The following is a 14376-nucleotide window of genomic DNA, read 5'->3' as shown; positions in this document are numbered from 1 at the left end:
CATGGTCTGGCCGATGGTCGCGGCCGGCACCAGCAACGACGAGATCCAGTTCGCCAAGGGCATCCGCCCCGACTTCGGCGACGACCTCGACTAACACCCCCCTGAACCCCGGTCGTAGGCCCTCGACCCCCGCGAGGGCCTACGACCGGCCTTTTTGTGCCCAGGATCTCGTGCCGTTCGGGCAGACGGCCGTTGGAGCAGGCCGCTCAGCGGCTCGCCGACGCCGACCAGGAGAGCAGGAGGCGCAGGGCGTCGTCCGACGGGGTGTGCGGGTCGGCGGTGTAGGTGACGAGGGCCTGGTCGGGGTCGTCGGCGGGGCGGAGCGTGTCGTAGGCGAGGTCGAGGGGGCCGGCGATGGGGTGGTGGAAGAGCTTGCGGCCGGAGGTCTTGTCGGCGACCGGGTGTTCGGCCCAGAGGTGACGGAACTCCTCGCTGTGGACGCAGAGTTGGCCGACGAGTTCGGCGAGGAGGGGGTCGTGGGGGCGGCGGCCCGCCTCCAGGTGGAGGAAGGCGACGTTCTCGCGGGCGCAGGCCGTCCAGTCGCCGTAGAGCTCGCGCGAGGCCGGGTCGAGGAAGGTGCCGCGGGCGATGTTGCGGTCCTCGACCGGCAGGGCGCCGTAGTCGCCGAACAGCGCGACGGCCGCACGGTTCCAGGCCAGGACGTCCATCCGGTGGCCCATCACCAGCGCCGGGACGTGGTCGAGCTGGTCGAGCAGGCGCAGCAGGGAGGGGCGGGGCTGCTGCGGGGCGGTGCGGCGGCGGGGCGCGCGGCGGGTGGGGCGGGCGAGGCGGTGGAGGTGGCCGGACTCGTCGGGGGCGAGTTGCAGGGCGCGGGCGACGGCGTCGAGGACGGCTTCGGAGGGGTTGCCGACGCGGCCCTGTTCGAGGCGGGTGTAGTAGTCGACGCTGACCCCAGCGAGGTGGGCGAGCTCCTCGCGACGCAGCCCCGCGACCCGGCGGCGTCCGCCGTAGTCGGGCAGGTCGACGTCCTCGGGCCGCAGCTGGGCGCGGCGGGTGCGGAGGAACTCGCTCAGGGCACTGGTCAGGTTCATGGGGATGATTCTCACCCGGAGGCGGCCGGCCGTGCCTGGCCCTGCCAGGACCAGGCACGGCCGGCACCGGGGCGCGGCCGGGGGCAGGCGATAGCGGGGCGCGGCCGGGGGCAGGCGGTAGCGGGGCGCGGCCGGGGGCAGCCGGGGATCAACCGGACGTCAGCCCGCGACGGCCTGGACGGCGGGCACCAGGCCGCCGTCGATGACGATGTCCTGGGACGTGATGTAGGAGGACCGGTCGGAGAGCAGGAAGGCGACGGTTTCGGCGACGTCCTCGGCCCGGCCCAGGCGGCCGAGCGGGATGCGCGCGCGGATCGGCTCGTGAGCGGCCGGGTCGGGGATCACCGCGTGGAACATCTCGGTGGCGATGTAGCCGGGGCTGACGGAGTTGACCCGGATGCCGCGCGCGGCGAGGCCGCTGCCGAGGGTGCGGGCGAGGCTGAGGACGGCCGCCTTGGTCGCGGCGTAGACGGGGGCGTCGGGCAGGCCGCGGTGCGGGGTCCAGGAGGCGTTGAGCACGATGGAGCCGCCGCCGGCCGCCTCCAGCAGGGGCAGGGCGTGCTGGACGGTAAAGAACACGCCCTTGAAGTTGACGTCGACGGTGTGGTCGAAGTCGTCCTCGGTGACGTCGGCGGCGGGCTGGAAGACGCCGACGCCCGCGTTGGCGAAGACGCCGTCGAGCGCGCCGTGGCGCTCCCGGACGGTGGCGGCGAGCCGGGCGAGGTCGGCCCGGGCGGCGACGTCGGCGCGGACGGCGAGCAGCCGGTCACCGCCGTCGAGCCGTTCGGCGGCGCGGGCGAGCCGGGCGTCGTCACGGCCGGTGATGACCACCCGGGCGCCGGCGGCGAGGAGGCGGCGGGCGGTGGCGAGGCCCATGCCGCTGGTGCCGCCGGTGATCAGGACGGTGCGGTCGGCGAATTCCCGGGGGTCGGCGGGATCCCGGGTCATGGCGTTGTCGGACGGGGCGTTGTCGGTCATGGCACCCACTCTCCCGACGGCCGTGGAGCCGGGACCAGGCCCGGCCCGACCCTGGGTCCGGAAGAACCACCCTGCACCGGGAATCGACGGCGCCACCGGGTGGTTGGGGCAGGACGACAGGCGTGTGACACTCGCGAACAGGGGTCTGACATGAAGATCGGCATCATCGGTGCGGGCAACATCGGCGGCAACCTGACCCGACGGCTGACGGCGCTCGGGCACGACGTCTCGGTGGCCAACTCGCGCGGTCCCCAGTCGCTGGCCGCCCTGGCCGAGGAGACGGGCGCGACGGCCGTGCCTGCCACCGAGGCGGCGCGCGGAGCGCAGGTCGTGGTGGTGACGGTGCCGCTGAAGAACGTGCCGGACCTGCCGGCCGGGCTGCTGGACGGCGCGGCCGAGGGCGCGGCGGTGATCGACACCGGCAACTACTACCCGCAGCAGCGCGACGGCCGGATCGACGAGATCGAGGACGACGGGCTGACCGAGAGCCGGTGGACGGAGCGGCACCTCGGCCACCCCGTGGTGAAGGCGTTCAACGGCACCTACGCGCAGGACCTGCTGGAGCGGCCGCGGCCGGAGGGCGACCCGGAGCGGATCGCCCTGCCGGTGGCGGCGGACGACGAGGCGGCCAAGCGCGTGGTGCGGGCGCTGATCGACGAGTTGGGCTTCGACACGGTGGACGCGGGCGGGATCGACGAGTCCTGGCGCCAGCAGCCGGGCACGCCGGTGTACGGGCTGCGCGCCGGGGTGGAGGCGGTCACCCGGGCGCTCGCGGAGGCGTCTCCGGAGCGCCCGGCGGACCACAAGGCGTGACCCCGGGAAGGCGTGCTCCCCGCGCCGACCCCGACGGGCCCGGTCAGCCCGTGCGGCGGGCCCCCTCGGCCGGGACGGCCGTGAGGGTGCGCGGGGCGGCGTAGCCGGCCGCGCGGAACGCGGTGGTGACGGCGGCGGCGACGGTGTCGGCGGCCGGTGCGTCGACGAGGGCGATCACCGAGCCGCCGAAGCCGCCGCCGGTCATCCGCGCGCCGTGGGCGCCGGCGGCGAGGGCGGCCCCGACGGCGAGGTCGGTCTCGGGGCAGGAGACCCGGTAGTCGTCGCGCAGCGAGGCGTGGCCGGCGGTGAGGATCGGGCCGAGCGCGGCGGGCCGGCCGGCGTCCAGGTGGGCGACGGCGGCCGTGACGCGCTCGTTCTCGGTGACCACGTGGCGCACCAACGGCCTCAGCTCCTCGGGGAGTCGGGGCAGGGCGGCCGGCAGGGCGGCGGGCGTCAGCTCGCGCAGCGCGGGCAGTCCGAGCAGCGCGGCCGCCCGCTCGCAGCCGGCCCGCAGGGCGGCGTAGGCACCGTCGCCGAGGTCGTGCTTGACCCGGGTGTCGAGGACCAGCAGGGCGAGGCCGGAACCGGCGAGGTCCAGCGGCACCTGCCGCATCGCCAGGTCCCGGCTGTCGAGGTGCAGGGCGGCGCCCGGGCGGCAGCACATCGAGGCCATCTGGTCCATGATCCCGCAGGGGACGCCGACGAAGTCGTTCTCGGCCCGCTGTGCGATCAGGGCGAGGTCGGGTGCGGACAGGCCCAGCCCGTACAGGTCGTTGTACGCGATCGCGACGACGCATTCCAGGGCGGCCGAGGAGGACAGCCCGGCACCACCGGGCACGTCGCTCTCCAGTCGGAACTCGGCACCGCCGACGGGGTGCCCGGCCTCGCGCAGCGCCCACACCACGGCGGCCGGGAAGGCCGCCCAGCCGGGCACCGAGCCCGGGGCCAGGTCCGCGACGGCCAGGTCGGCGACCACCCCGTCGCCCTGGGCGGACCAGAGCCGCAGCCGGCCGTCGTCGCGGCGCCGGGCCTGGGCGCGGACGGCCTGCGGGAGGGCGATCGGCAGCACGAACCCGAGGTTGTAGTCGGTGTGCTCGCCGATCAGGTTGACCCGGCCGGGGGCGGCCCACTCCCCCTCGGGGGCGTGGCCGTGGAGCTCTTCGAAGGAGGTCGCGAGGGTGTTCACAGGAGTCTCCACGGGCGTGGTCACGGGCGTGTGCACGGGCGTGGTCACAGGGCTACCTCCCGCAGCCGGCGGGCCGCGTCCTCGGGGGTGACGTCGTTGACGAAGGCGTCCATGCCGGATTCCACCCCGGCCAGGAACTTGAGCTTGTCGGCCGCGCGCCGGATGGTGAACAGCTCCAGGTGGAGGGCGAGTTCGTCCTCCTGGCCGGCGGGCGCCTGGTGCCAGGCGGAGATGTACGGGGTGCGGCCGGCACCGAAGAGGCGGTCGAAGCGGCGCAGCAACTCCAGGTAGAGGTCCGGGAATTCGGCGCGCTGCGGCTCGTCGAGGCCGGTCAGGTCGGCCACCCTGCGGTGCGGGTAGAGGTGCACCTCGTACGGCCAGCGGGCGGCGAAGGGGACGAAGGCCGTCCAGTGCTCTCCGGCGAGCACCACCCGGGCGCCGTCGGCGCGTTCGGCGGCGAGCAGGTCGTCGAAGAGGCTGCGGCCGGTGGCGGCGCGGTGTTCGGCCGCGCGCGCGGCCATCCGGGCGGTGCGCGGGGTGGTGAAGGGGAAGGCGTAGATCTGGCCGTGCGGGTGGGCGAGGGTGACGCCGATCTCGGCACCCCGGTTCTCGAAGCAGTAGACCTGCCGGACGCCGGGGAGGGCGGCGAGTTCGGCGGTGCGGTCGGTCCAGGCGTCGAGGACGAGGCGGGCCCGCCGCTCGTCGAGGTCGGCGAAGGAGGCGTCGTGGTCTGCGGTGAAGCAGACCACCTCGCAGCGCCCGGCGCCGGGGCCGCTGACCCGCGGTCCGCCGACGCCTTCCAGCTCCGCCGGGGGGCCGGCCAGCGAGGGGAAGCGGTTCTCGAAGACGGCCACCTGGTAGTCGTCGGCGGGGATCTCGCTGTGCCGGCCGTCCCGGGAGGGGCAGAGCGGGCACTCCTCGGCGGGGGGCTGGTAGGTGCGGGCCTGGCGGTGCGCGGCGACGGTGACCCAGGCTCCGGTGGCCGGGTCGAGCCGGACCTCGGAGCCGTGGGCGGGCGGGTCGAGCGGGCGCCGGTCGACGGCGTCCCGGGGGACGGCCTCGCCGCTGTCGTAGTAGATCAGCTGTCGCCCGTCCGCGAGTGTGGTCGCGGTCTTGGCGGTGGGCTGGGTCAGGGTCCCGGCCATGGCCTTCTTCCCTCTATCCGACACGAAACAACAATATCCAACATTATCCATCAGGCCCGGCTGTCCGGAAGAGGCCCGCGCCTGCCATGATGGCGGTGACCGTGGCCCGCCGGGCGGCCAGTCGAACGGCTGGACGGACGGTCACGCCGACCACACCGACCCGAGGAGCCCCCCGATGGCTGACAGCGCCCAACCGCTCGCCGGACAGCGCCGCGTGCTGATCCTGGAGCGGGTCCGCGCGCGCGGCGGCGTCCGGGTGACCGAACTGGTCCGGGACCTCGGGGTGTCCGACATGACCATCCGCCGCGACCTGGACGCGCTGGCCCGCCGCGGCCTGGTGCACAAGGTGCACGGCGGGGCGGTGCGGACGGAGGCGGCGGCCAGCGGCGAGCCCGGGTTCGAGACCAAGGCCAACTGGCAGCTCCCCGCCAAGGAGGCCATCGCCCGGGCCGCCGCCGCCCTGGTGCCGCCCGGCTCGGCGGTCGGGCTGGCCGCCGGGACGACCACCTTCGCGGTCGCCCGGCAGCTGCGCGCCGTCGAGGGCCTCACCGTCGTCACCAACTCGCTGCGGATCGCGGAACTGCTGGAGGAACCCGACGAGGACGGCACCCCCGCCACCGCGACGGTGATCCGCACCGGCGGCGTCCGCACGCCCTCCGACGCGCTGGTCGGGCCGGTCGCCGACCAGGCGATCCGCTCGCTGCACGTCAACGTGCTGGTCATGGGCTGCCACGGCCTCTCGGCCGAGACCGGGCTGACCACCCCGAACCTGGCCGAGGCGGAGACCAACCGGACCTTCCTCCAGTCCGCCCGCCGGGTCGTCGTGGTGGCCGACCACACCAAGTGGAACGCGGTCGGCCTGGCCTCCTTCGCCGCACTGGAGCAACTGGACGTGCTGGTCACCGACGACGCACTGGCGGCCGAACACCGGTCGTCGGCCGCCCAGTTGGTGGGCGAGCTGATCGTCGCTCCGACCGGGGAGCAGGACCCCCAGGCCTGACGGGCCCCCTAAGGACCCGTCCGGGAACTCGCCCGCACCACCAGCTCGGCGGCCAGTTCAAGACCGCCCGCCGGCAGCGCCTCCCCGCGCACCTGGCCGAGCAGCCGCTCCACCAGGGCGGCGGCGATCGCCCGCAGCGGGAGCCGCACCGAGGTCAGCGCGGGGTGCAGGTGGCGGCAGAGCGGCGTGTCGTGGAAACCGGTGACCGCCACCCCCGCCGGCCCGACCGCCGATCCCTCCGCCCGGACCGCCTCGTAGACGTCCAGCGCCAGCAGGTCGCTGCCCGCCGCGAAGGCCGTCGGCCGCTCGGGCCCGCGCAGCAGCTCCCGCACGGCCGCGACGTCCGGCCGCGCCGCCGTCACCGCGGACAGGCCCAGCCGGGCCGCCTCGGCGAGGAAGCCCGCCCGCCGGGCGGCCATCCACGGCAGGTCCTCGGCGCGGCCGACGTACCCGATCCGGCGGTGGCCGAGCCCCGCCAGATGCCGCACCACCACGGCCATCGCCGTGTCGTTGGCGATGTCGACCCAGTGCTGGGGCTGCCCCGGGCCCGTCCGTCCGAAGGCGACGAACGGGAGGCCGGCCCGGACGACGTGCCCGATCCGGGGGTCATCGCCCAGCACGTCCGCCAGCACCAGCCCGTCGACCTGACGGGCCGCCACCAGTTCGTCGATGGCCGCCAGCGGGCCGGCCGCCCGCTGGACCCCGCTCTCGGCCGCACCCTGCCCCGGACGGAACAGCAGCACCCGCTGCCCCTGCGCCCCCGCCGCGTCGACCAGCGCCTCCAGGAAGCCGGCCATCAGCGGGTTGGGGTCGAACGGGTCGTCCACCGGGGCGAGGTAGCCGAGGGTGCGCCGGGCGCCGCTGCGCAGCGAACGCGCCGACTGGTCGGGCTGGTAGCCGAGTTCGCGGATCGCCGCGGTCACCCGGGCCAGCGTGTCCGGGCGGACCCGCTGGGGGGCGTTGAGCGCGTTGGAGACGGTCTGCCGGGACACCCCGGCCGCGCGGGCCACCTCCTCGATGGTGGTGGCGCCGCGGCGCGGTCGGGGTGTTCCCTCGGGCATCGGAGGCTCCAGGACGGCTGCTCGGGTCTGACGGGTGCTCGGTTCCACTGCTCGGTTCTACGGACGGCGCAGGGTCAGCAGCCCACCGCGCGGCACGGCGATGCCGCCCGCCCGGTCGAGCTCGACCTCGCCCTGCCGGACGATACGCCCTCGGGCGTCCTGCACGGTGGCCTCGGCCGTCCCGCCGCCGCCGGTGAGCCGGACGTCCGGATCGGCGTCGGCGTTGGCGACCAGCAGGGTGCGCCAGTCCGCACCGGAGACGTCCACCGGCAGCGCGGCGTAGCGGGCCACCGCGACGGTGCCGCCGCCGACGGCGGTGACCATCGGGTAACCGAGGTCCGGCCGGGCCGGGCGCAGCTCGCCGAGCTGCAGGGTGGCGACGTGCTCGCGGAAGACGCCGAGCCAGAAGGCGATCGCCTCGCGCTGCCCGGGGCTCTGCGCCGCGAGGTCGACGGAGACCTGCGGCACCGAGAACAGCACGTTGATCAGGTGGCAGGCGATCTGCTCGGGCGGCTCGGCCGGGTGCCACATCAGCATGTCGGCGTGGACCGGGACGGGCCCGGCGGCGAGCCGCACGTCGATGGTGCGCTGCCGGTTCTCCTGCGGGCTGAGCGGGCAGTCGGTGGCGCGGACCATGGTGACGTACGGCCACAGGCCGGGGCTGACGTACGGCTGGCGGTGCTCGATCATCGCCCCCGGCTTGACCGCGGTGATCCGGCGGCGGATGGCGGCGAGCAGCCGCTCGACGCCCTCGTCCACGGTGGCGCAGTCGGCCTCGGGCCCGGCCTCCGGCGCGTCGGCGCGGGCGAACCAGTCGACGAAGTCGACCTTCAGTCCGTCCATGCCCCACTCCTCGACGGCGCGGGCGAGCCGGCCGGTCAGGAACGCGCGGACCTCGGGGTAGCGCGGGTCGGCGACGACCGCGCCCAGGTGGGCGGCGTCGGCGAGCGCGTAGCGGCCGATCGCCTCGAAGGCTGCGCTGTCCTTGCCGATGAACGGCAGCGCGTACCAGAGCAGGTACTGCACGCCGAGGTCGTGGACGCGCTGGACGTGGGCGGCGGTGTCGGGCAGCGAGACCGGCTCCCAGTCGCCGCAGTGCGCGTAGCCGCGGGTGCGGTCGGCGGTCATCCAGCCGTCGTCGACGATGATGACGTCCATGCCGAGCTCCTTGCCGAGCGCGGCCTGGGTCTCGACGGCCTTCGGCGAGACGTCCTGGTGCATCGAGTACCAGGTGGAGTAGGCGGGGCGGCGGGCGGCCTCGGGGATGGCGGGGATGTCGGCCGCGCGGCCCGCCCACCACCAGGCGGCGAGGTCGGCCAGGCAGCGCGCGAAGTGCCGGCGGGAGGTGTCGATGCGGACGGTCAGCCGGCCGGCGGCCTGCGCCCAGAACCGGAACTCCCCGGTCTCCTCCAGCACTCCGGCGCCGGCCAGAACGTCGACGCGCTCGGCGGCGAAGGCGCAGATCGCGAGGTCGCCGGTGCCGATCAGGGCGGCGATCGGGGCGCCGTTGGCCAGGCTGGTGCGGCGCGGAGCGCTCCACGCGGCGGGCAGCCAGCCGGTGCCGCGCGGCTCGGGCGTCCAGAACGCGGTGGCGTCCACGCACGGCACCCGCCACTCGATCCGGACGTCGCCCGTCCCTTCGGCGGTCACCTCGACGATTCCGTCGCCCGCCCCGCGGGCGGTCGCGTTCCCGCTGACCCGCAGGTCCAGGCCCTCTGCGTAGAGCGAACGCAGGCCGCCGGCGACGGCGGGGGCGTGCGGTTCCCAGATCTCGGTCATGTTCAGCCCTTCGTGGCGCCGGCCAGCAGGCCGGAGATGAACTGCCGCTGGAGGACCAGGAAGAGGACCATCATCGGCAGGGTGGACAGCGCGGTGCCGGAGAGGATCGCGCCGTAGTCGGTGTTGCTCTTGTTGCCGTGCAGGGTCGCGAGGGCGACGGGCAGGGTGTGCATCCCGGGGCTGCGCAGAGCGATCAGCGGCCAGACGAACTGGTTCCAGGAGCCGAGGAAGAGGAAGATCGAGAGGGCTGCCAGCACGGGCCTCATGACCGGTACCACCACGCTGAACAGCACCCGGAACTCGCCCGCGCCGTCGACCCGGGCGGCGTCCAGGAGTTCGTCCGGCAGGCTGCTCAGCGACTGCCGCATCAGGAAGATGGCGAAGGGCACGCACAGGCCGGGCAGGATCAGCGCCTGGTAGGTGTCCAGCAGGCCGAAGTTCGTCATCATCTTGAACAGCGGTACCAGCATGACCTGTTCGGGCACCACGAGGGTGGAGAACAGCAGGGCGAACAGCAGGGTCCGGCCGCGGAAGCGGAACTTGGCGAAGGCGTAGCCCGCGAGCAGCGCCACCACGAGGGCGCCCAGCGTCTGGACCCCCGCCACCAGCAGGGAGTTCCCGACGACCCTGAGCAGGCCGATCTTCTGCTCCAGATGGCTCAGGTTCTCGCCGAGGCTCCCGCCGGGCAGCAGCTTGGGCGGCCAGTCGAAGACCTCGGTGTCCTTGCGGGTGGCGGAGACCACCAGCCAGTAGAAGGGGGCGATCGACAGCCCGGTGATGCCGGCGAGGAGGAAGGTCAGCGGCCAGCCGCGCAGCTTCTTGAGGGGGTTCACGCGCTCGGAGGCCTCGCTCTGGGGGGTATCGCTCTTGGAGGTATCGCTTTGGGAGGTCACTTGTCGCGCTCTCCCATCAGGCGCATCTGGACGGCGCCGAGCACCGTCACGAGCAGGGTGAGCGCGTAGGCGACGGCGGAGGCGTAGCCGAAGTCGTAGTACCGGAAGCCGTTCTGGTACAGGTACATGGAGACGGTCAGGGTGGCGTTGTCCGGCCCGCCGCCGGTCAGCACGTACGGCTCGTCGAAGAGCTGGAGCGTGCCGATGGTCGAGAGTACGACCGTGAACAGCAGCACCGGGCGCAGCGCGGGGACGGTGACGGAGGTGAAGCGGCGGATCGGTCCGGCGCCGTCGACCATCGCGGCCTCGTACAACTCCCGTGGAATGGACTGGAGTCCGGCGAGGTAGATGACGGCGTTGTATCCGGTGTAGTGCCAGGTGAGCACCACGACGACGGCCGCCCGGGCCCAGACGGGCTGGCCCAGCCAGTCGACGGAGGGCAGGCCGACGGCGTTCAGCACCCAGTTGACCGCGCCGTCGTCGGTCTTGAGCAGGTAGGCGAAGATCACACCGGTGGCGACCAGGCCGGTGACCGAGGGCATGAAGACGCCGAGGCGCCACACCGTGCGCCAGCGCACCACCGCGGAGTTGATGCCGACGGCCATCAGCAGGGCCAGTCCGAGCATCAGCGGGACCTGCATGACGAGGATCTCGCCGGTGTTGGACAGGGCCGTCCAGAACAGCGGGTCGTCCAGCAGGCGCCGGTAGTTGGCGAGGCCTGCGTCGCGGGTGGCGGCGCCGGAGCCGGTGGTGAAGGACAGCAGCAGCGACTCGACGACCGGGTAGGCCTTGAACACGCCGAAGGTCAGCAGGGCGGGCGCGAGCAGCAGGTACGGTACGGCGGCGCGCCGCCGGCGGGACCGGCGCCGCGCTGCGGACCTCCTGGAGAGGGCGGCGGGCGGGCTGGCGGCACTCATGCGATACCGCGCCCGGTCTGCTGGGCGAGCTGCTTGGCGGCGTCCTGGAGGACGGCGGCCGGGTCGGCGCCCTTGAGGAGGACCTTGACCTGGGCGTCGCTGACGAGCTTGAGGGCGCGGGCGTAGTCACCGGAGTAGTTGGTGGGGTAGCCGCCCTCGGTGGCGAGGTCGGCGAAGGTCCTGAGCACCGGCTGCCCGCCGTAGTAGGCGCTCGGCGCGGCGTACAGCGGGTCGGTGTAGGCCTCGGTGAGGGCCGGGAAGACGCCGCCCGCGTTGAACATGGCGTTCACCGAGGCCGGGCGGGTGACCGTGTACTCGACGAACTTCCAGGCGGCGCGGCGGCGCGGGCTGGAGGCGGCGACGGCCAGGTGGGTGGAGTTGACCAGGGCGGTGCGCTTGCCGCCGGGGGTGACCGCCGGGGGCTTGGTGAGACGCCAGTTGCCGCTCTGGTCGGGGATCTTCTTCTCCAGGTAGTGCGCGACCCAGGCGGGCATCGCGGCCACCGCGAGCTTGCCGGCCTTCATCACGGGCGGCCAGCTCTGGACGCCGGGGGTGTCGCCGATCAGCCCGGCCTCGTCCAGCCGCTTGACGATGGTCAGGGCGCGCACGGCCGCCTCCGAGCCGACGGTGATCTTGCCCTGGAGGTCGAAGTAGAAGGCGCCCTGGAGCTGCATCAGGGCCTGGACGAAGTCCAGGTCGGGGGTGGGGTTGGCGGCCCTGTTGATGCCGATCAGGGCGACGCCGGGGTTGGCGGCCTTGAAACGGTCGGCCACGGCGAGCAGGTCGTCCCAGGTGGCGAAGGACTCGGGGTCGATGCCCGCCTTGTCGAAGTAGTCCTTGCGGTAGAAGAAGCCGAGCGGGTTGACCTCCCAGGGCAGTGCGTAGGCGTGGCCGTCCTTGCCGCTGACGACGGGCCACAGGCCCTTGGCGAACTTGTCCTTGTGCGCGTCGGCGCCGAGCGCGGAGAGGTCGGCCAGGCCGCCGGGGAACTTCTCCTGGTATCCGGGCAGGTAGTCGCAGCCGATGTGCAGCACGTCGCCGAGGCCTTGGCCGCCGGCCGCCAGGCCGACGGTGATCTTGTCCCAGATGGCCGGTTCGCCGATGTCCTGGACGTCGACCGTGATCCCCGGGTTGTCCTTCTGGAAGGCCGGGACGATCCCGCGCAGGGCTTCGGCTGCCGTGGCCCAGGACCAGACGGTGATGTTGCCGGTGTCGGCGTCCCCGCCCGAGGCGCCCCCGGAGCCGGAGTCGCCGCAGGCTGCGAGCGTGCCGCCGGCGGTCAGGGCCAGCAGGCCCGCTCCTGAGGCTCGGAGCAGATCACGACGGGAAAGGTGTGACATTGCATTCCTCTCTGAGGGGTGGCGAGGAAGGGTGAGGCAGGAGGGAGGGGGGCTTAAAGGGTTTTGAACGTTCAAATACACAAAACAAACCAGAACCAAACAGGTTCGAACGAGCGGGTCACAGCAAACGCCCACCCTCCCCGCGCCGTCAAGACCTGGGCGCGGAGAGGGTGGGCTCCGAAACCGTTCTGTTATCCCAGGACCGCGTCCGGAGCGCCGAACACGGTTCCCGGGGTGACCGGGATCCCCCGCGCCATGGCCTCGAAGTCCAGGATCGGATGGGTCAGGATCTCCTCGACCTCGTCGGTCAGGAGGTTGCCCAGGATGAACTCCTCCTCCGCGCCCGACCCGAAGGTGACCACCTGCCCGCTCGACTGGATCATCCAGTTCAGCAGCTCCCGCTCGCTGCTCTCCGCGAGGTGGATCTCCCGGCCGGGGTGGTCGCGCCGGATCCCGTCGACGACCGCGCGGACCTCCTCCACCGCCACGCCGAGCCTGCGCACCGTGGCCGGCGAGGCCCGCCGGCCCCACCACTGGAAGATCACCCACTGGGCGACCGACGGGTGGGACAGCACCTCCGCGGCGAGCTCCGGCAGCTGGTGGAGGTTCTCGGCACTCGCCACGGTGTGCACCCGCACCCGGTCGAAGCCCTCGGCGTCGCACAGGGCCAGGGACTCCAGCAGCGCGTCGAGGAGCCTGTCGTCCGGGCTCCGGCGGAAGGCGCGTTGCACCTCCGGCGTGACGGCGTCCAGTGGCAGCCGCAGCGAGGACAGGCCGTGGAGCCGGGAGAGCTTCTCGGCGGTGAGCGTGTAGCCGGTGGTGTCGAGGCCGACCTTGAGACCACTGGCGATGGCGTGGTCGACCACGTCGAAGACCGGCGGCCACAGCAGCGGGTCACCTCCGGCCAGGACCAGGTCGGTGGTCCCGTGCGCGGCCAGCTTCCCGACGATCCGCCTGGCCTGGTCGAGGTCGATCTGCTCCGCCGCGAACGGGTTGTAGCAGCCCTGGCAGGACATCGGACAGCGGTTGTTGATCGACCAGTTGACCCGCCGGACGCGGCGGCCGGTACGCGGCTGGTCGGCCCTGCTGCGGATCCCGGCCACCAGCCGGGCCAGGCGGACGGCCTGCGGGAGGGTGGAGCCGGCGAGCAGTTCCCCGGCCCGTTCGACGCCGGCCGCGGTGGCGTTGTTCTGGAGCAGGAGGAAGGCCAGGCGCCACCGCATGGCCTCGTCCCCCGGGTCCTGGCCCAGGGCCTGTTCGACCCGCTCGGTCAGGGCGCCGAGGTAGCCGGGGGTGAAGTTGGCGGGTTCCAGGCGCCTTTGGAACGCATCGGCTATCGACCCGCGCGCCAGGGCCCGGTCGTAGCCGGCCCGCAACGGGTGCGGGGGCAGGATCTCCACGTGCTGCCGGGTGGGCATTCGGTGTTCTCCGGTACGGGTCAGTTCGGGGCGGACGGCAGCATGACGACCATCGAGTCGGCGGACGACAGGCCCATGCCCTCGACGAAGACCGCGTCGCGGACGAGCTGTGCGATGGCGGGGTGGGTGGGGGCGGCGAGGTAGCGGGCGGTGGATTCGAGCGGGGTGATGTCGTGCTTGGCGATCAAGGTGCGCAGCGAGCCCGGCAGGTCGTCGAGGCCCTCGCGGATGTCCTCCAGGTCGAACCGGTCGGCCAGTCGCATCGCCGCCCTGCGGGCCTTGGCGAGGTTGGTCGTCGGGTCCAGGATGGTCGCCTTGGCCAGGTAGTAGGGGACGGGCTGCATCATCCAGGCCAGCGCCTCGCCCGGGTCGTCCTCGTCGTGGCCGGAGTGGTCGAAGGCCTCCGGCCCGAGCCCGAGGCCGTCGCAGAACCACTCGGGCCGCATGCTGATCCGGTAGTGGGCGTGACCGGCCAGCCGGAACGCCGGGAGCATGGCTATGACGGACGTCGTCTCGATCCGGAACGTGTCGGAGATCCGCCGCATCGTCCGCCCCAGCACGGCCCGGACCTCCGGCACGTCGGCCCCGTCGGCCACGACGTGGATCAGGTCGAGGTTGGAGACGATGTCGCCGGCGGGCCCGGTGCGGTGCTCGCCTCGGGCCAACGAGCCGGTCGCCGCCACTGACATGTCGGTCACGTCCGCGAACTCGCGGGCCAGCTCCTGGAACAGCAGGGGGACGTCTTCGGCTCTCACGCGCTTCCTCGGGTGTCGGCTACGGAGGTGGAGTCGACG

The 14376-nt window shown here is 73.5% G+C and carries 13 protein-coding genes; 2 read left to right on the top strand and 11 right to left on the bottom strand.

Annotated elements, in window-relative coordinates:
• Window positions 1-206: 206 nt before the first annotated feature.
• Together AB0O82_RS03530 and AB0O82_RS03525 are read right to left on the bottom strand one after the other, a co-directional pair.
• Complete coding sequence (locus AB0O82_RS03530; RefSeq protein WP_363579927.1) at window positions 207-1052, bottom strand: helix-turn-helix transcriptional regulator; 846 nt, start codon at window positions 1050-1052, stop codon at window positions 207-209.
• A 159-nt stretch (window positions 1053-1211) separates the two neighbouring features.
• Window positions 1212-2030, bottom strand: coding sequence for a glucose 1-dehydrogenase (locus AB0O82_RS03525; RefSeq protein ID WP_363579926.1), 819 nt, complete (start codon window positions 2028-2030; stop codon window positions 1212-1214).
• Between the two features lie 99 nt (window positions 2031-2129).
• On the opposite strand from AB0O82_RS03525, the gene AB0O82_RS03520 reads away from it, so the two are divergent.
• Window positions 2130-2843 carry an NAD(P)-binding domain-containing protein gene (locus tag AB0O82_RS03520; RefSeq protein WP_363579925.1) on the top strand — a complete coding sequence of 238 codons (714 nt, stop codon included), beginning with the start codon at window positions 2130-2132 and terminating at the stop codon, window positions 2841-2843.
• Window positions 2844-2886: 43 nt separating this feature from the next.
• On the opposite strand, the gene galK is transcribed toward AB0O82_RS03520, so the two are convergent.
• Both galK and galT read right to left on the bottom strand, forming a co-directional pair.
• The gene (gene galK, locus AB0O82_RS03515) at window positions 2887-4029 is read right to left on the bottom strand and encodes a galactokinase (RefSeq protein ID WP_363579924.1); all 1143 of its coding nucleotides are present in this window, start codon (window positions 4027-4029) and stop codon (window positions 2887-2889) included.
• A gap of 44 nt (window positions 4030-4073) precedes the next feature.
• Window positions 4074-5174, bottom strand: a complete 1101-nt coding sequence (gene galT, locus AB0O82_RS03510) for a galactose-1-phosphate uridylyltransferase (protein ID WP_363579923.1) — start codon at window positions 5172-5174, stop codon at window positions 4074-4076.
• 175 nt (window positions 5175-5349) lie between these two features.
• On the opposite strand from galT, the gene AB0O82_RS03505 reads away from it, so the two are divergent.
• Window positions 5350-6174 (top strand): DeoR/GlpR family DNA-binding transcription regulator, encoded by an 825-nt coding sequence (locus AB0O82_RS03505; RefSeq protein WP_363579922.1) that lies wholly within the window; start codon window positions 5350-5352, stop codon window positions 6172-6174.
• Between the two features lie 8 nt (window positions 6175-6182).
• Here the strand turns inward: AB0O82_RS03505 and AB0O82_RS03500 are convergent, their stop codons facing one another.
• From AB0O82_RS03500 to AB0O82_RS03470, 7 genes are all read right to left on the bottom strand, one after another.
• A complete protein-coding gene (locus tag AB0O82_RS03500; RefSeq protein WP_363579921.1) occupies window positions 6183-7235 on the bottom strand; it encodes a LacI family DNA-binding transcriptional regulator in 1053 nt (350 codons plus the stop codon).
• Between the two features lie 57 nt (window positions 7236-7292).
• A complete protein-coding gene (locus AB0O82_RS03495) occupies window positions 7293-9014 on the bottom strand; it encodes a glycoside hydrolase family 36 protein (protein WP_363579920.1) in 1722 nt (573 codons plus the stop codon).
• Window positions 9015-9016: 2 nt separating this feature from the next.
• Window positions 9017-9847: a carbohydrate ABC transporter permease gene (locus tag AB0O82_RS03490; protein ID WP_363579919.1), complete on the bottom strand. Its 831-nt coding sequence runs from the start codon at window positions 9845-9847 to the stop codon at window positions 9017-9019.
• 56 nt (window positions 9848-9903) lie between these two features.
• Window positions 9904-10824: a sugar ABC transporter permease gene (locus tag AB0O82_RS03485; protein ID WP_363579918.1), complete on the bottom strand. Its 921-nt coding sequence runs from the start codon at window positions 10822-10824 to the stop codon at window positions 9904-9906.
• On the bottom strand, window positions 10821-12164 hold the full coding sequence (locus tag AB0O82_RS03480) for an extracellular solute-binding protein (protein WP_363579917.1): 1344 nt from the start codon (window positions 12162-12164) through the stop codon (window positions 10821-10823). Before AB0O82_RS03480 ends, AB0O82_RS03485 begins: the two co-directional genes overlap by 4 nt.
• 191 nt (window positions 12165-12355) lie before the next feature.
• Window positions 12356-13582, bottom strand: coding sequence for a radical SAM protein (locus AB0O82_RS03475; RefSeq protein ID WP_363579916.1), 1227 nt, complete (start codon window positions 13580-13582; stop codon window positions 12356-12358).
• A gap of 20 nt (window positions 13583-13602) precedes the next feature.
• Window positions 13603-14337, bottom strand: a complete 735-nt coding sequence (locus tag AB0O82_RS03470; RefSeq protein ID WP_363579915.1) for a hypothetical protein — start codon at window positions 14335-14337, stop codon at window positions 13603-13605.
• Window positions 14338-14376 lie beyond the last annotated feature (39 nt).

It is taken from the genome of Kitasatospora sp. NPDC088264 (genome assembly GCF_040685715.1).
GTDB lineage: Bacteria > Actinomycetota > Actinomycetes > Streptomycetales > Streptomycetaceae > Kitasatospora.
Note: the sequence above shows the minus strand (reverse complement) of the source record. Positions and strands in the feature narration are given on the sequence as shown.